Genomic DNA, 17,460 nt, shown 5'->3' with positions numbered 1-17,460 from the left:
CCTTTCGGGCGTTAGTGGTGAAGCGCCAGGGCAGATTGCCACGGCCCCAGGTGCAGCTTGCCGTCCGCCTGCGGCGCCGCCGCGCCAAGCTCGGCGCCGATCTGCCGCCAGTCGCCCTCGGGCATGTCGATCACCGCCGGCGTGTCGCTCAGGTTGAAGGCACAGAATACCGTCTCGTCCGCGTGACTGCGTTCGAAACTCAGCACTTCCCCCTCGGCGCGCAGCTTGCCATGGGCGCCTTTCATCAGCGCCTTGTGGCTGTGGCGGAAGGACAGCGCCTTGCGGTAATGGTGCAACAGCGCCTCCGGCGCGTCCTCCTGCGCCGCCACCGACAGCTGAAAATGCCCGCGACTCACCGGCAGCCAGGGCGTGCCCTCGGAAAAGCCGCCGTTCCGGTTCGCCCCGTCCCAGACCATCGGGGTGCGGCAGCCGTCCCGGCCCTTGAATTCGGGCCAGAACTCGATGCCATACGGATCCTGCAAGTCCTCGAAGGCAACTTCGGCCTCGGGCAGACCCAGCTCCTCGCCCTGATACAGACAGACCGAGCCGCGCAGGCAGTGAATCAGCGTGGCATAGGCCTTGGCGGCCTGCGGCGTCAGCCCCCAGCGGCTGACATGGCGCGGAACGTCGTGATTGGAAAACGCCCAGCAGGGCCAGCCATCCGGCGCCGCCGCATCGACGGCGGTCAGCACGTCAACCACCCGCTGCGCTGTCAGATCCTTGCCCGAAAGGAAATCGAAGGCGTAACACATATGCGCCTTGTCGCCGCCCGAGGTGTATTCGCCCATGATCTCGAGCCCGCGCTGCGCATCGCCGACCTCGCCCACCGAGGTGGTGCCGGGATATTCGTTCAGAAGCGCGCGGAACCGTTGCAGGAATTCGAGGTTCTCGGGCTGGTTCTTGGAATGGATGTGAAGCTGATAATTGTAGGGGTTCACCGACGGCGCGATCGAGGCATTGCGCATTTCTTTCGGCAGCGGCGGGTTGTCGCGCAACTGCTTGTCGTGGATATAGAAATTGATCGTATCCAGGCGGAAACCGTCGACCCCGCGGTCCAGCCAGAAGCGCACCGTTTCGAGCAGCGCATCCTGCACCGCCGGGCAGTGGAAATTCAGGTCGGGCTGCGTCGTCAGGAAATTGTGCAGGTAATATTGCTCGCGCCGCGTGTCCCATTGCCAGCCCGAGCCGCCAAAGATCGACAGCCAGTTGTTGGGCGGCGTGCCGTCATCCTTGGGATCGGCCCAGACATACCAGTCGGCCTTGGGATTGTCGCGGCTGGCGCGGCTTTCCTGAAACCAGGCATGCTGGTCGGAGGAATGCGACAGCACCTGATCGATCATCACCTTGAGACCCAGCGCATGCGCCGTCTCGATCAGCGTGTCGAAATCCGCCAGCGTGCCGAACATCGGATCGACATCGCAGTAATCGGCGACGTCATAGCCGAAATCCTTCATCGGCGAGGTAAAGAACGGCGAGATCCAGATGCCATCCACCCCCAGCGAGGCGATATGCGGCAGGCGCTGGGTGATACCGTTGAGATCGCCGATGCCGTCGCCGTTGCTGTCCTGGTACGAGCGCGGATAGATCTGGTAGATCACCCCGCCGCGCCACCAGTCCTGATCCTGTTCCCGAGAGGGTTTCATAGCGATGTCCGTATGTTGGTTCATTATTTCACCGATCCGGCCAGGAGGCCGCGTACGAGGTATTTCTGCATTGCGAAGAAGACGATCAGCGGCACCACGATCGAGACGAAGGCCGATGTCGCGAGGATTTCCCACTGCCCGCCGCGCGAGCCCATCAGATTGACGAGCCGGCCGGTCAGCACCAGCGTCTCGTCATCGGTGCCGAGGAAGACCAGCGCCACCAGCAGGTCGTTCCAGGTCCAGAGAAACTGGAAGATGGCGAAGGAGGCCAGCGCCGGAAAACTGAGCGGCAGGATGATCTTGACGAAGATCTGAAACTCCGAGGCGCCATCGACCCGCGCGTTTTCGATGATGTCGCGCGGCAGGCCGACCATGTAGTTTCTGAGCAGGTAGATCGCCAAAGGCAGGCCAAAGCCGGTATGCGCCAGCCAGACCCCGAGATAGCCCTTGCCGATGCCGATCTGGTTGTGCAGCTGCAACAGCGGGATCAGCGCAAGCTGCAAGGGCACAACCAGCAGCCCCACCACCGCCGCGATCAGCAGCGAGCGGCCGGGAAAATCCATCCAGGCCAGGGCATAGGCGGCAAAGGCGGCGACAAGGATCGGGATCACCGTCGCCGGGATCGCCACGGTCAGCGTGTTGATGAAGGAGCGGCCGATCCCTGCCCCGGCGGTGTCCGAAGTCAGCACGTTGACATAATTGCCCAGGGTAAATTCCGGCGGCGAGGAGGCGGTGGTAAAGACCCGCGGCAGGCGCTTGCCGTCCCAGCTTTCCGGCCCGGAAAGACGGAAATTGCCTGTTTCGTCCAGGCTCAGCGTCTCGCCGTCGCCGAGATCGGCGGTATGGCCCGCCTCAAAGGCCTCCGGTGCCCGCGACGAGGTGCCCCATGCGGTGACCGTGCTTTCGCTCTCGGGAAAGAGGTTGCCCTCGATCACGTAGAGATCGGCGTCCCGGAACTCGTCTCCCGACAGGCGGATGGCGGGCAATTGCCGCTCCTGGGTGGTGAGCGAGGCCCACCAGCCCGACGAGGAGATCTGATCCGAGGTGCGGAACGAGCTGACGAACAGCCCCAGCGTCGGAAACACCCATGCCAGTACCAGCACCAGCACCGAGATATGCACCGCCCATGTCAGGGTCGATTTCTGTCCTGCGATATTGTCCATGACGTGGCCCCCTCAGCGCATTTCGCGGCGCGCATTGCGCACGTTCCAGACCAGGATCGGTGTCACCAGCAGCATGATCACCATCGCCGAGGCCGAGCCGACACCCCAGTCGAAGGCGCGGAACAGCTTGTCGTACATGTAATTGGCCAGCACCTGTGTCTCCCACTGGCCATTGGTCATGGCGAGCACGATGTCAAAGACCTTGAGCACCACCAGCGTGATCGTCGTCCAGACCACCACGATGGTCGGCATGATCTGCGGCACCTTGATCTTGAAGAAGATCTGCGTCGGGCTGGCGCCATCGATGATCGCCGCCTCGATGGTTTCCTCGGGGATGCCGCGCAGCGCCGCCGACAGGATCACCATGGCAAAGCCGGTCTGAATCCAGACCAGCACGATCATCAGCAGAAAGTTGTTCCACGGGATGATCGTCAGCCATTGCTGCGGCGCGCCACCCATCGACACCCAGAGCGCATTGAGCACGCCGATCTGGTCGGTGCCTTCGGGACGGGTGTCATAGATCAATTTCCAGATCACCGAGGCGCCGACAAAAGAGATCGCCATCGGCATGAAGATCAGCGACTTGGCGAAATTGCCCCAGGAAATCCGGTCGGTGAGCTGCGCCGCCAACAGGCCGAACCCGGTCGACATCGCCGGCACCACCACCAGCCAGAACATGTTGTTGCGCATCGCCTCCCAGAACTTGTCTTCCGACATCATCTGCCGGTAGTTCGCGAGGCCCACGAAGGCGCCGCCCTGGTCGCGGTCGGTCAGCGACAGCCAGAGCGTGGCAAAGACCGGATAGGCGAGATAGAGGCCGAGCGCTAAGAGCGCCGGAAACAGAAACAGCCAGGGCCGGATCATGTTGGCCCGGTTGATGTTGCGCCCCGCGTTCGGGCCGCTGGGCGGAAACAGCACCTTGTCGAGCAGCATGTTCGAGAAATAGAAGTAGCCGATACACCCCCCGACACCCACAACGATGGTAATCAACCCCATGATGGCTGGATGCATCTCCGCCTCCCTCTCCCGACGTGACTTTGGTTGCGCGAATTCAATGGGTGCCCGGCCGCTCCGGCCGGGCACCGGGGTCGCCTATTTCAGCGCGTTCCAGCTGTCCTGGATGGACTTGGCCACATCCTCGGCCGAGGTGCCGCCGGCGTAATCCACCATGCCGGTCCAGAACGACCCGGCGCCAACCCCCGTGGGCATCAGATCGGAGCCGTCGAAACGGAAGGTGGTGGCATCGAGCAGGATGTCGCCCTGCTTCTTGAGCACGTCATTGGCATAAAGCCCGGTGTCGACACCTGTGTGCGGCGTCAGGAAACCGGATTGCGCCATCCACAGCTCATGCGCGATCGGGGTCTTCAGAAACTCGATGAAGGCCTGCGCGCCGGGGCTGTCCTTGGTGATGAAGGCCAGGGTGCCCGCGCCCAGAACCGGCTTGCCCAGGTCCTTTTCCTCATAGGCCGGGAAATAGAAGAAATCGGCATCCACGCCCAACTGAATGCCTTCGGGAAAGAAGGTCGGGATGAACGAAGCCTGACGGTGCATGTAGCACTGCGGCGGCGAGGCAAAGATGCCATCGGGGCTGTCACGGAAGTCGGTCGAGGCCACGGCCCCTGCTCCGCCGGCAACCTTGGCGTCATCGCGGGCGAAATAGCCGAATTCCTCGATCGCGCCGATCACCGCCGGATCGTCGAACTTGATTTCGTTCGACACCCATTTGTCATAGGTCTCGGGCGGTTGCGTGCGCAGCATCAGGTCTTCGACCCAGTCGGTCGCCGGCCAGCCGGTGGCGCCACCCGATCCCAGTCCGATGCACCAGGGGGTTTCGCCGTCGGCCACGATCTGCTCGGTCAGCGCCTTCAGTTCTTCCATGGTCTCGGGCACTTCATAGCCCGCGTCATCGAAGTTGTCGGGCGAATACCAGACCAGCGATTTCAGGTCGATCTTGTAGGGAAAGGCATAAAGCCGGTCTTCGCCGTCAGGCCCGGTAAAGGTGCCAAGCGAGACCCAGCTTTCGCCGGCGGCGTAATTCTCTTTCAGCCAGGCCTGGGTTTCATCGCTCAGCGGCTCGACAAAGCCCTTGGACACCAGGTCCTGGATCAGGCCGGGCTGCGGCAGAACGGCGACATTGGGCGGCGATCCGGCCTCAGTGTCGATCACGATCTGCTGTTCGTAGGATTCCGACGAGGCATAGCTGACCTCGGCGCCGGTGGCCTCTTCGAAATAATCGATGATGCTCTCGACCAACCCCTGGTCATCGCCGCGCCAGGGCCCGAAGATGCTGATCTCTTCACCGTTGAGATCGTGCTCGGCGGCAAAGGCGTCGAGGCTCTCCCAGTTGAAATCCCCCTCGCCCTTGGCAAAGGGCAAATGGGCCTCGGCCTGCGCCAGCGATGCCGTCATGGCAAAGGCGGCAACACTCGCATAAAGCGAAAACTTCATTTTTTATTCCTCCCGGTGCGTTTGTTCGCACGTTCCATCGAACACCTTGCGGCTTACCATTGCAAGAGCCTCCTCCGGCCTTGCCAAAGCGCTTTGGTAGCGCTAACCTTGACCTAAGGGACGCTAAAAGTCAATCGGAGAATATTTAACAAAACCAGTGATTTCGCCGCGGCGCAGAAAGTCGGCCCCGTGCAAATGGAAGTTTGCCTTGGCTCGCAGTACATGTAAAACAATATCGCCCGGTGCCACCTGAAAGGCCAAAGACTGTCATGAACCTAAAGCAGCTATCCGAACAATTGGGACTCTCGCAAACAACGGTCAGCCGGGCGCTGAACGGCTACCCGGAGGTGAGCGAGAAAACCCGCGAACGGGTGCGCCAGGCGGCGCTGGATTTCAACTACAAGCCGAACACCCGGGCGCGCTCGCTGGCCACCGGACGGGCCATGGCGATCGGTCATGTGATCCCGGTCTCGACCCAGCAGGAGATGGTTAACCCGATCTTCGGCGATTTCGTCACCGGCGCCGGCGAGGTCTATTCCGAACTTGGCTATGACATGATGCTGTCGCTGGTGCCCGACAGCGACGAGGAATCCTTTTACCGCGATCTCAAGATCAAGGGGAACGTCGACGGCATCGTGGTGCACAGCCCCAGCATGGACGATACCCGCATCGCCCTGCTCAACGAATTGCAACTGCCCTACGTGGTGCATGGCCGCGCCAGCGCGATCGAGGCGCCATATTCCTGGGTCGACGTGGCCAATGTCAGGGCCTTCGAGGCGCTGACCGGCCATCTGACCGGTCTGGGCCACCGCCGCATCGCGCTGTTCAACGGGATCGAATCTCTGGATTTCGCCCATCGCCGGCGGACCGGTTTTCTGAATGCGTTGACCGAAGCCGGGCTCGAGGCCGATCCCGAGCTGATGCTGTCCTGGGACATGACCGAGAGCTACGGCTTCGACGAAGCCAGCCGCATGCTGGCCCGGTCCGAGCCGCCGACCGCCTTCGCCGTCTCGTCGCTGATCACCGCGCTTGGCGTGCGCCGCGCGGTCGAACAGGCCGGGCTGACCGTCGGCCGCGATGTCTCGGTTGCCACTTTCGACGACGACCTGTCCTACCTGCGCAACGGCACCCCGGAGGCGCCGGTGTTCTCCGGCGTGCGCAGTTCGGTGCGCGAGGCCGGTCGCCGCGTCGGTGCGATCCTGCTGTCGCAGATCTCCACCCCCGGGGCGCCGCCCGCCTCCGAGATGATCCCCTTCGAACTCGTCGTCGGCACCACCAGCGGCCCGGCCCGCATCTGACACCCCCATCCCATTTCCCCGGCGCACCGCTCGGGTGCGCCCAGAGAGACCGTTATGACCCAGACCCTCGACCTCACCCTCGTTGCCGACATCGGTGGAACGAACACCCGCGTGGCGCTTGCCTCCGGGCCCACGTTGCAGCCCGGTTCGATCCGGCGCTACCGCAATGCCGAGGCCGGGTCGCTCTCGGAGGTGTTTCAGAGCTATCTGGCCGAGACCGGTGCGCGCCCTGTCGCCGCCTGCGTCGCCGGGGCAGGCCCGGTGATGGACGGTGTGCTGCGGATGACCAACCTCTCCTGGGTGATCGACGAGGCCTGCGTGCGCGAGGCCTCCGGCGTCGGCCGGGTGGCGGTGCTCAACGATCTTCAGGCCCAGGGCCATGCGCTCAGCCATCTGGGGGGCGACGATCTGCGCCCGCTGCTCAATGAAGATCAGGGCGCGGGCAGCACCCGGCTGGTGATCGGGCTGGGTACCGGCATGAACATCGCGATGGTCTTCGAACACGGCGGCATCACCCTTGTCCCGCCCTCAGAGGCCGGGCACATGAGCCTCGCCTTGCGCCGGCCCGACGAGCTGGGGCTGGCGGAGTTTCTGCGCAGCGAAGGCGAGTTTGCCTCGGTGGAAGAGGCGCTGTCGGGGCGCGGCTTGCAGGCGCTCTATCGCTGGCGTCGCGCCGAGGCCGGCGATCCCGGTGCCAAACCGCCGGCCGAGATCATGGCGGGCGTGGCCGATGGCAGCGATGCCCAAGCGGTTGAGGCGGCGGAATATTACGTTCGTTTCACCGGCCGTGTGGCGGGCGATCTGGCGCTGGCGCAACTGCCTTTTGGCGGCATCTATTTCATTGGCGGGGTCAGCCGCTCGCTGGCGCCCTACTTTGACAGGATGGGCTTTGGCGCCTCGTTCCGCGACAAGGGCCGGTTTTCCGAGTTCATGGACCAGTTTCCGGTCTGGCTGATCGAGAATGACGAGGCCGCGCTCCTGGGCTGCGCCTCGCATATGGCCGAGATCATGGCTCTGGCCCCGGCCTGACATTCGGCGGCAATTCCGCCCCCATGGCGCGATTTCATTTGACCGCCGGGCGGCTTCTCTTCGAGATGACGGCAGGCGATCACGGGAGAACGGCGGAATGAACATCGGGTTTGTCGGACTGGGCAATGTCGGCAGCAAATTGAGCGGCAGCCTGCTGCGCAATGGTCATGACCTGGCCGTGCATGATCTCAACGGCGCGCTGGTGGCCGGGTTCACGGAGCGCGGCGCGCGTGACGGCGGCTCGCCCGAGCAGATCATGCGAAGCTGCGACACGGTGATCACCTGCCTGCCCTCGCCCGCCGCCTCGGCCGCCGTGGTGCAGCAGATGCTGCCCGAGGTCGGGCCCGGCAAGGTCTGGATGGAGATGTCGACCACCGACGAGGCCGAGGTCAAGCGGCTTGGCGCCGAGGTCATCGCGCGCGGCGGCGCGGCGGTGGATTGCCCGGTTTCGGGCGGCTGTCACCGCGCCGACACCGGCAATATCTCGATCTTCGCCGGCTGTGACCGCGCCACCTTTGACCGGGTTCTGCCGCTTCTGACGACAATGGGCCGGCGGGTGCTGCACACTGGCGATCTGGGCTCGGCCTCGGTGCTGAAGGTGGTGACAAACTACCTGGCCACCGCCAACCTGATCTCCTGCGCCGAGGCGCTGGTGACCTGCAAGGGCGCCGGCATGGACCTGGCCACCGCCTATGAGGCGATCGCCATCAGCTCGGGCACCAGCTTCGTGCATGAGACCGAAAGCCAGGTGATCCTCAACGGCTCGCGCGACATTTCCTTTACCATGGACCTGGTGAAGAAGGACATCGGGCTGTTTCAGGAGGTGGCCGACCGCGCCGGGGTGCCGCTCGAAGTCAATCCGCTGATGATGCGCATCATCGACGACGGAATCGCGCGGTTCGGTTCGCGCGAACTGTCGCCCAACATCATCCGGCGGCTGGAAGAGGCCACCGGGCTGGAAATCCGCGCGCCGGGCTTCCCGGCCGAGATGTGTGACGAAGAACCGGAAGAGCCGGGCTACGAGGTGGTGCCGCGCGGAAGGTGAGCCCTGGCCGGCGGCGGCCCGCCCCTGGAAGATCCGCGCGCCGGACCTGATCCGGCGCCTCGTTCTCGAGGTTCTCCGAGAGGTCCCGGGTCATGCCCGGGACGGATGCCACCGGAGCCCGGAACAAGGGCGCAGCCCGCCGGGACGGCGGAGGACGCAAGGAATATCCGCCCGATCCGCCGCCGCATCAAAGGAAATATTTCCTAACCCCAAGCTTTTATGCCAACGTCCTTCCTGAATCGCACAGAGGTCAGGACACAGCGCATGACAGGCAGCCCCGAGATCGAGACCAGCGCCCCCGTCGGCGACGAGATGAAGCAGACCACCTGCTACATGTGCGCCTGCCGCTGCGGGATCAACGTGCATCTCAAGACCGGCCCCGACGGCAAACAGGTGGTCCGCTACATCGAGGGCAATCGCAACCACCCGGTCAACAAGGGCGTACTCTGCGGCAAGGGCAGCGCCGGGATCATGCAGCATTATTCTCCGGCCCGGCTGCGCGCACCGATGAAACGCGTGGGCCCGCGCGGCTCCGGCCAGTTCGAGGAGATTTCCTGGGACGAGGCGCTGGAGATCGCCACCGGCTGGCTCGGCAAGGTGCGCAAGACCGATCCCAAGAAACTCGCCTTCTTCACCGGCCGAGACCAGAGCCAGAGCCTGACCGGCTTCTGGGCGATGAAATACGGCACCCCGAATTTCGCCGCTCACGGCGGTTTCTGCTCGGTCAATATGGCCGCCGGCGGGCTGTACACCTTTGGCGGGGCGTTCTGGGAATTCGGCGATCCGGATTGGGATCTGACCAAGTATTTCATGCTCTTCGGCGTCGCCGAGGACCATGCCTCGAACCCGATCAAGATCGGCATCGGCAAGCTCAAGAAACGCGGCGCCAAGGTGGTCTCGGTCAACCCGGTGCGCACCGGCTACAACGCCGTGGCCGACGAATGGGTCGGCATCCGCCCCGGCACCGACGGGCTGTTTGTCGGCGCGCTGATCCACGAGCTGTTCCGCACCCAGCAGATCGACCTCGACTACCTGGTGCGCTACACCAACGCCCCCTGGCTGGTGATCAAAGACCCCGGCGCGGCCGATGACGGGCTGTTCGCCCGCGACGGCGACGGCAATCCCATGGTCTGGGATGAGGCGGCGGGCGCCTTCGGCAATGGCAAGGCCGCCGAAATCCGGCCGGCGCTCACCGGCACCCGCGAGTTGCCCGACGGCCGCACGGCGCGGCCGGTCTTCGAGCTGATGGCCGAGCGCTACCTTGGCGACAACTACGCCCCCGAGGCGGTGGCCGAGCGCACCGGCGTGCCCACCGAGCAGATCCGCCAGATCGCGGCGGAACTGGCGCATGTCGCCTTCAAGGAGGAGATCGTGCTCGACCGCCCCTGGACCGACTGGGCCGGGCGCAAGCATGACAAGATGATCGGCCGCCCGGTCTCGATGCACGCCATGCGCGGCATCTCGGCCCATTCCAACGGCTTCCAGACCTGCCGGATGATCCATATCTTGCAAATCCTGCTGGGTTCGATCGATACGCCCGGCGGCTTTCGCTACAAGCCGCCCTACCCCAAGCAGACCCCACCAAACCTGCTGCCCCACGGCGCCGCCGGTGACATCAAGCCCGAACTGCCGCTGGGCGGCCCGCATCTGGGCTTTCCGCATGGGCCCGAGCATCTGTTGCTGGATGGCGAGGGCCAGCCCAACCGGCTCGACAAGGGGTTTTCCTGGGATGCGCCGATCTCGGCCCATGGGCTGATGCATATGGTGATCAACAACGCAGCCACCAAGGATCCCTACGGCATCGACGTGCTCTTCATGTATATGGCCAACATGGCCTGGAACTCGTCGATGAACGTACCGGGCACGCTGGATGCGCTGACCGCCAAGGACGACAACGGCGATTACGTGATCCCCAAGATCATCTATTCCGACGCCTATTATTCTGAAACCGTGCCCTTTGCCGACCTGATCCTGCCGGACACCACCTATCTTGAGCGTTACGATTGCATCTCGCTGCTGGACCGCCCGATCTCCGAGCCGGAATTGGTGGCCGATGGCATCCGCCATCCCGTGGTCAAGCCCGATCGCGACGTGCGCGGTTTTCAGGAGGTGCTGATCGATCTTGGCGCGCGGCTGAAACTGCCGGGGTTCGTCAAGGAGGATGGCAGCCCGATGTATCCCGGCGGCTATCCCGACTACATCACCAACCACGAGCGCAAGCCCGGCATCGGCCCGCTCGCCGGCTGGCGCGGCGAGGACGGTGACAAGTCCTGCGTCGGCGCGCCCAACTCCGACCAGATCGACCGCTATATCGAGAACGGCGCATTCTTCGGCCTGCATCTCGACCCGAGCCATGCCTATTTCCGTTTCGCCAATCGCGGCTATCTCGACTGGGGCATCGAAAAGGGCATCCGCCTGTCGCCGGAGCCGACGATAATGCAGCTCTATTCCGAACCGATGCAGAAGTTCCGCCTGGCCGCCCTGGGCCATGGCGAACGCCAGCCGCCGGATCGCGCGCGCGACCGGATCAAGACGCACTTCGATCCGCTGCCCTTCTGGTACGCGCCCTTCGAGGAACAGCTGACCACAGGCTTCCCGCTGCACGCGATCACCCAGCGGCCAATGCACATGTATCATTCCTGGGGCTCGCAGAACGCCTGGCTGCGCCAGATCACCGCGCAGAACCGGCTTTACGTGCATACCTCGGTGGGGGTCGAGATCGGGGTGCAGGATGATGATTGGGTCTGGCTGACCTCGCATATCGGACGGGTGAAATGCCAGATCAGGCTGATGGAGGGGGTCAACCGGCACACGGTCTGGACCTGGAACGCCATCGGCAAGCGGCGCGGCGCCTGGGGGCTGTCGCATGACGCGCCCGAGGTGAAGGAGGGCTTCCTGCTCAACCACCTGATTTCCGAACTCTTGCCAAAGGGCGGCGGCGGCTATCGCTATTCCAACTCCGATCCGCTGACCGGCCAGGCGGCCTGGTTCGACCTGCGGGTGAAGATCGAGAAAGCCGAGAGCGCCGGAACCTCGCCGCTGTTCGAGCCGCTGGGCGAGGATGCCTGGCCGGAACGACCCGAGACGCTGGCCTTTGGCAGGCAGTGGAAGGAGCCGGCGGAATGAGCGCGCGACATCAGCCCCGGAGGGCGCGCCGCCTGGCTCCCGCCGCCCCGCAACACCCGACCCAGGGAGACATAGAATGACCACCCTCCCCGAAAAGACCGACAAGAGCCTCGGCCTGGTCATCGACCTCGACATCTGCGTCGGCTGCCATGCCTGCGTCACTTCCTGCAAGGAGTGGAACACCGGCGGCTATTCCGCGCCGCTCACCGATCAGGAGCCTTACGGCGCCGATCCGCACGGCGCCTTCCTGAACCGCGTCCACAGTTACGAGGTCGACAACGACCACTGGAAAGGCACCGTCCATTTCCCCCGCTCCTGCCTGCATTGCGAGACACCCGATTGCGTCACCGTCTGCCCCACCGGCGCCAGCTACAAGCGCGAGGAGGACGGCATCGTTCTGGTCAACCCCGATACCTGCATCGGCTGCAAGCTCTGCTCCTGGGCCTGCCCCTATGGCGCGCGGGAATACGATTACGACGAAGGCGTGATGAAGAAATGCACGCTCTGCGTAGACCGGATCTATAACGAGACCATCCCCGAGGAGGATCGGGTGCCGGCCTGCGTCAAGGCCTGCCCCACCGGCGCCCGCGCCTTTGGCGATCTTGCCGATCCCAACAGCGCGGTGTCGCACAACGTCACCGCGCGCGACGGCTTCAACCTGCTCGACGAGTTTGGCTACAAGCCGGTCAACAAGTACCTGCCGCCGCGCAAGGCCTCGGACCGCACGCCGCAGATCGCCGCCGAACCGCAGGCCGAAACCACCGGCTCCGCCCTCGAGAAACTCTTTGCCTGGGCCGACCGCGCCCTCAGCCGCTAAGGACGAACATGCATCCCGCCTATTCGGTCATCCTCTTCACCACCTCCTCCGGCGCCGGATACGGCCTGCTGTTCTGGCTCAGCCTGGCACATGTCATCGGCGCCCAGCCGGTCGCCGGCTGGGGCTTCTTCGCCGGCCTGTTCATCGCGCTCGGGCTGATTACGCTGGGGCTGCTCAGCTCCACCTTTCACCTCGGCCGCCCCGAGCGCGCCTGGCGGGCGCTGTCGCAATGGCGCTCGTCCTGGCTCTCGCGGGAGGGCGTGGCGGCCCTGGCCACCTATGTGCCCGCCGGGTTGCTCTGGCTGATGTCGCTCTTCGGGATCGCGGGCTGGCTGACCCTGCCGCTGGCCCTGCTCGGCGCCATCGGCGCCGTGGCGACGGTCTGGTGCACCGGCATGATCTATGCCTCGCTGCGCACCATCCGCGAATGGCATATGCCGCAGGTGCCTTGTGTCTATCTTGCCAATGCCGCCGCCTCGGGCGCGCTGCTGCTGGTGCTGCTGCATGCCTTCGCCGGTCGCGACATCCGCCTTGTCAGCCTGATCGCGCTGCTGGCGCTGGGTCTGGCCGGCGCGCTCAAGCTGATCTACTGGCGCCGGATCGACGCCGAGCCGGGCGCTTATACCGCCGACATGGCGCTGGGCCTCAAGGGCGTCAAACGCCAGCTCGAGCCGCCGCACAGCCGGCCGAACTACGTGATGCGCGAAATGGGCTATGACGTCGCCCGCAGACACGCCGAGACGCTGCGCCGCTCGGTGCTGCTCTGGGGCTTTCTGTTGCCCGGGCTGATGCTGGCCTTTCAGGCACTGACCGGCGGGCTCGCGCCGGTGTTGATGCCGGTCGCAGTCACCGCGGCCGCCGCCGGACTGGTGACGGAACGCTGGCTGTTCTTTGCCGAGGCGACGCATCTCTCGACGCTCTACTACGGCAACCAGCGCGCCTGAGCCGGGCCGCGCGGGTGGCGCCTATTCCGCGAAGTGACAGGCCACCCGGGTGCCGCCGATCTGCCGCAGTCGTGGCCGATCGCGCTTGCAGATATCCTGCGCCATCGGACAACGCGGATGAAAGGCGCAGCCGGGCGGCGGATTGATCGGATCGGGGATCTCGCCTTCGGGGGGCTGGATCTCGCGGCCAAAGGCATCCATTTTCGGCGCCGCTTCCAGCAGCATCTGGGTATAGGGGTGCTTCGGATCGTCGAACAGCCGCCCCGGCACCGCCTCTTCCACCAGCCGGCCCAGGTAAAGCACGCCGATCACATCGGCCATGTGCCGCACCACGGTCAGATCGTGGCTGATAAAGACATAGGTCAGCCCGAAATTTTCCTTCAGGTCGCTCATCAGGTTGAGCACCTGCGCCTGAACCGAGACATCCAGCGCCGAGGTCGGCTCGTCACAGACGATCAGCCGTGGCTCGCTGGCCAGCGCCCGGGCAATGCAGATCCGCTGACGCTGGCCGCCCGAGAATTCATGCGGGAACTTGCCCGCGTCCTTGACCGACAGCCCGACCTGTTCCAGCAGCTTCTCGGCCATCCCCTCGGTCTTGCCGCCGCGCGAGGCGACCGGCTCGACGATGATGTCCTTGACCCGCCAGCGTGGGTTGAGCGAGGCATAGGGATCCTGAAAGATCATCTGGATGTCGGCGCGCACCGCGTCGACCTTGGCGGCATCCGGCTCATTGGCCAGATCGATCCCCTCGATCTCGACATGGCCATCCGAAGGTGACAGCAACCCCACCAGCATCTTGCCGATGGTCGATTTGCCGGAGCCGCTTTCGCCCACCAGCGCATAGGTCGAGCGTTCGGCGACGTCGAAACTCACCTCTGACACCGCCGTCAGATATTCCTTTTCCCGCCGCTCCAGCACCCGGTTCAGCCAGGGTTTCGAGACGTCGAACACGCGGCTGAGATTATCGACTTTGACCAGCGCCATTCAGGAAACCTTTTCTTCGACGTCTTCGACAAGCGGGTGCCAGCAGGCGGCCATGCCGTCCTTGACCCTGGGCGGCGGCGGCGTGCGGCAGACTTCGGTGGCGCGCGGGCAGCGCGGGTTGAAGGCACAGCCATCGGGCACCGCATCCAGCCGCGGCATGGCGCCGGGGATCTGGTGCAGCCGCGCCTTGCCCTCCGAGGCCAGCGGGGTCGAGGCCATCAGCCCGTGGGTATAGGGGTGCTGCGGCCGGGTCAGCACCTGTTCGACGGCGCCCAGCTCGGCCAGGCGACCGGCATACATCACCGCCACGCGGTCGGTCGCCTCGGCGATCACCCCCATGTCGTGGGTGATCAGCATGACCGCGGTGCCCCGCTCGCGGCAGAGCCGCTTCAAAAGCGCGATGATCTGCGCCTGGACCGAGACATCGAGCGCGGTGGTCGGCTCGTCGGCGATCACCAGCGAAGGTTCGGCGCAGAGCGCCAGCGCAATCACCACCCGCTGCCGCATGCCGCCGGAGAACTCGTGCGGGTAGGAATTCACCCGGCTGGCCGCACCGGGAATGCCGACCTCTTCCAGCGCCGCCACGGCGCGTTTCTCGGCCTCTTTCTCGCTGATCTTCAGATGTGTGCGCATGGTCTCGACCAGTTGATCGCCGATCCTGAGAAGCGGATTGAGCGAGGTCAGCGGATCCTGAAAGACCATACCGATCTCCTTGCCGCGCAGCCGGCGCATCGCCTCGCCGCGCAGCTGGTCGATCCGCTTGCCGTTCAGCCAGATCTCGCCCGAGGCGATATGCGCCGGCGGGCTCAACAGGCCGATTACCGCGTTGCCGGCCATGGATTTGCCGGCGCCGCTTTCTCCGACCACGCCAAGGATCTCGCCGGCGCGGATGTCATAACTCACCCCGTCGACCGGCTTGACGATACCGTGGCGGGTGGGAATCTCGACCGAGAGGTCGCGGATGGAAAGCACGGGTTCAGCCATCAGCGCAGCCTCGGGTTCAATGCGTCGCGCAGCCAGTCGCCCAGCAGATTGACGGAAAGCGCCAGCGCCAGAAGCGTGCAGGCGGGAAAGAACAGAATCCACCACTCACCCGAGAACAGGAAGCCCTGGCCGATACGGATCAGCGTGCCCAGCGACGGCTGGGTCGGCGGCGCGCCGACGCCCAGGAACGACAGCGTCGCCTCGGCGATGATTGCCAGCGCCAGCGAGATCGTGGCGATCACCAGCACCGGCGACAGCACATTGGGCAGGATGTGGCGCAGCATGATGGCGCCGGGTTTCCGCCCGATCAGCCGCGCCGCCTGGACGTATTCCTTGTTTTTCTCAACCAGCGTGGCGCCGCGCACCACCCGCGCGAATTGCACCCAATCCGACAGGCCGATGGCGAGGATCAGCACCCAGATCGCCATCTGGTCGCGGTACTCCACCGGAGTGATCCCCTTGGCGATGCCAAAGATCAACATGGCCACCAGGATCGAGGGAAAGGTGAGCTGCACGTCGGCGACGCGCATGATGATGGTTTCGACCCAGCCACCAACATAACCCGAAATCAGCCCCAGCGTGATGCCCAGCACCATGGCAAAGGCCACCGCCGCCACCCCGACAAAAAGCGAGATGCGCATGCCGTAGAGGATGGTGGAAAACACGTCGCGGCCCTGATCGTCGGTGCCCAGCAGGAAGCTGTCGCCGGTAAAGGCATTGGGCTCCAGCGGCGGGGTGAAACCGTTCATCAGATTGAGCGAGGCCGGATCGAAGGGATTGGTCGAGGCGATCCAGGGCGCGAAGATCGCCGAGACCAGCAGCACCAGCACCACCAGCGCCGAGATCACCGCAACCGGCGAGCGACGGAAGGAGTAGAAGACATCGCTTTCCAGCGCCAGACGAAGCCGCGATTTCGGCGGCGGCGCAACGGGGATATCGGTCATCAGTGGCCTCCCGAGCGGTCCGCGCGCAGGCGCGGATCAATGAAGAAATAAAGGATGTCCACGGCCAGGTTGATCCCCACGAACATCACCGAGATCAGCATCAGGTAGGCCGCCATCACCGGGATGTCGACGAACTGGATCGCGTTGATGAACAGCAGGCCGACGCCCGGCCACTGGAACACCGTCTCGGTGATGATGGCAAAGGCGATGATCGCGCCAAGCTGAAGCCCGATCACGGTGATCACCGGCACCATGGTGTTTTTCAGCGCGTGGCGGAAGTTCACCGCCCGGTCCCTGAGCCCGCGCGCGCGGGCGAAACGGATGTAATCCTGCCGCAGCACCTCGAGCATTTCCGAGCGTACCAGCCGCATGATCAGCGTCATCTGATAGAGCCCCAGGGTGATCGACGGCAGGATCAGTGCCTTGAGGCCGCTTTCGGTCAGAAAGCCGGTCTTCCAGCCGCCGACGGTCACCACATCGCCGCGCCCGAAACTGGGCAGCCAGCCGAGTTCGACCGAGAAGACATAGATCAGCAGGATGCCGATCAGGAAGGTCGGCAGCGAGACGCCGATCAACGAGGCCGACATGATCGCATGTGCCCAGATGCCATCGCGGCGGATCGCGGTGAACACGCCAAGCGCGATGCCGAAGAGGATGGCCAGCACCCCCGAAACCGCCGCCAGCTCCAGCGTCGCCGGCGCGCGTTCCAGCAGGATGTCGGTTACCGGACGACCCTGACGATAGCTGACGCCGAAGTTGCCCTGAAGTGCCTCTTGCAGAAAGCGGAAGTATTGCACGAAGAACGACCGGTCGAGGCCGAGCTGCTCGCGCAATCGCGCGATATCTTCGGCGGTGCGTTCCTGACCGAGCATGTTGTCGATCGGGTCACCCACGAAATTGAACATCGAAAAGGCGACAAGCCCCACGATCAGCAGGACAAGCAGGGATTGGCCGACACGGCGGATGATGAAAGCAAGCATGCCCGCCAAGAGATAACGGCGGGTTTTTCGGGTCAAGGGCAAAAGCGTTCGGGTG

14 protein-coding genes are annotated in these 17,460 nt (G+C 64.5%); 6 read left to right on the top strand and 8 right to left on the bottom strand.

Annotated features, from left to right (window positions below):
• Positions 1 to 11: 11 nt before the first annotated feature.
• From bglA to AC0J5K_RS08575, 4 genes are all read right to left on the bottom strand, one after another.
• Positions 12 to 1,667 carry a beta-galactosidase BglA gene (gene bglA, locus AC0J5K_RS08590; protein ID WP_420398641.1) on the bottom strand — a complete coding sequence of 552 codons (1,656 nt, stop codon included), beginning with the start codon at positions 1,665 to 1,667 and terminating at the stop codon, positions 12 to 14.
• Positions 1,667 to 2,806, bottom strand: a complete 1,140-nt coding sequence (locus AC0J5K_RS08585; RefSeq protein ID WP_074835657.1) for a carbohydrate ABC transporter permease — start codon at positions 2,804 to 2,806, stop codon at positions 1,667 to 1,669. The genes bglA and AC0J5K_RS08585 overlap by 1 nt, the downstream gene beginning before the upstream one ends.
• Positions 2,807 to 2,818: 12 nt before the next feature.
• Positions 2,819 to 3,817, bottom strand: a complete 999-nt coding sequence (locus AC0J5K_RS08580) for a carbohydrate ABC transporter permease (RefSeq protein ID WP_274565458.1) — start codon at positions 3,815 to 3,817, stop codon at positions 2,819 to 2,821.
• 81 nt (positions 3,818 to 3,898) lie between these two features.
• A complete protein-coding gene (locus tag AC0J5K_RS08575) occupies positions 3,899 to 5,254 on the bottom strand; it encodes an ABC transporter substrate-binding protein (protein WP_048531773.1) in 1,356 nt (451 codons plus the stop codon).
• Positions 5,255 to 5,523: 269 nt separating this feature from the next.
• Here AC0J5K_RS08575 and AC0J5K_RS08570 point away from each other — a divergent pair, with 269 nt between their 5' ends.
• The 6 genes from AC0J5K_RS08570 (at position 5,524) to AC0J5K_RS08545 (ending at position 13,513) form a co-directional block, all read left to right on the top strand.
• Positions 5,524 to 6,552, top strand: a complete 1,029-nt coding sequence (locus AC0J5K_RS08570; RefSeq protein WP_274565459.1) for a LacI family DNA-binding transcriptional regulator — start codon at positions 5,524 to 5,526, stop codon at positions 6,550 to 6,552.
• A gap of 54 nt (positions 6,553 to 6,606) precedes the next feature.
• Positions 6,607 to 7,581, top strand: a complete 975-nt coding sequence (locus tag AC0J5K_RS08565; RefSeq protein ID WP_274565460.1) for a glucokinase — start codon at positions 6,607 to 6,609, stop codon at positions 7,579 to 7,581.
• 97 nt (positions 7,582 to 7,678) lie between these two features.
• Positions 7,679 to 8,626: an NAD(P)-dependent oxidoreductase gene (locus AC0J5K_RS08560; RefSeq protein ID WP_274565461.1), complete on the top strand. Its 948-nt coding sequence runs from the start codon at positions 7,679 to 7,681 to the stop codon at positions 8,624 to 8,626.
• A 264-nt stretch (positions 8,627 to 8,890) separates the two neighbouring features.
• Entirely contained in the window at positions 8,891 to 11,752 is a 2,862-nt protein-coding gene (locus AC0J5K_RS08555) for a molybdopterin oxidoreductase family protein (protein WP_274565462.1), read from the top strand.
• Positions 11,753 to 11,828: 76 nt separating this feature from the next.
• Positions 11,829 to 12,569, top strand: a complete 741-nt coding sequence (locus AC0J5K_RS08550; RefSeq protein WP_274565463.1) for a 4Fe-4S dicluster domain-containing protein — start codon at positions 11,829 to 11,831, stop codon at positions 12,567 to 12,569.
• An 8-nt stretch (positions 12,570 to 12,577) separates the two neighbouring features.
• The gene (locus AC0J5K_RS08545) at positions 12,578 to 13,513 is read left to right on the top strand and encodes a dimethyl sulfoxide reductase anchor subunit family protein (RefSeq protein WP_274565464.1); all 936 of its coding nucleotides are present in this window, start codon (positions 12,578 to 12,580) and stop codon (positions 13,511 to 13,513) included.
• 21 nt (positions 13,514 to 13,534) lie between these two features.
• Here AC0J5K_RS08545 and AC0J5K_RS08540 read toward each other — a convergent pair whose 3' ends face one another.
• Genes AC0J5K_RS08540 through AC0J5K_RS08525 form a run of 4 tightly spaced genes read right to left on the bottom strand, consistent with a single transcriptional unit; the run spans position 13,535 to position 17,405 of the window.
• Positions 13,535 to 14,497, bottom strand: a complete 963-nt coding sequence (locus AC0J5K_RS08540) for an ABC transporter ATP-binding protein (protein WP_274565465.1) — start codon at positions 14,495 to 14,497, stop codon at positions 13,535 to 13,537.
• Positions 14,498 to 15,481 carry an ABC transporter ATP-binding protein gene (locus tag AC0J5K_RS08535; RefSeq protein ID WP_048531785.1) on the bottom strand — a complete coding sequence of 328 codons (984 nt, stop codon included), beginning with the start codon at positions 15,479 to 15,481 and terminating at the stop codon, positions 14,498 to 14,500.
• On the bottom strand, positions 15,481 to 16,425 hold the full coding sequence (locus tag AC0J5K_RS08530) for an ABC transporter permease (protein WP_274565466.1): 945 nt from the start codon (positions 16,423 to 16,425) through the stop codon (positions 15,481 to 15,483). Before AC0J5K_RS08530 ends, AC0J5K_RS08535 begins: the two co-directional genes overlap by 1 nt.
• Positions 16,425 to 17,405, bottom strand: coding sequence for an ABC transporter permease (locus tag AC0J5K_RS08525; protein WP_048531788.1), 981 nt, complete (start codon positions 17,403 to 17,405; stop codon positions 16,425 to 16,427). The genes AC0J5K_RS08530 and AC0J5K_RS08525 overlap by 1 nt, the downstream gene beginning before the upstream one ends.
• Between the last annotated feature and the right edge of the window lie 55 nt (positions 17,406 to 17,460).

The organism is Marinovum sp. E3, from assembly GCF_055755275.1.
Note: the sequence above shows the minus strand (reverse complement) of the source record. Positions and strands in the feature narration are given on the sequence as shown.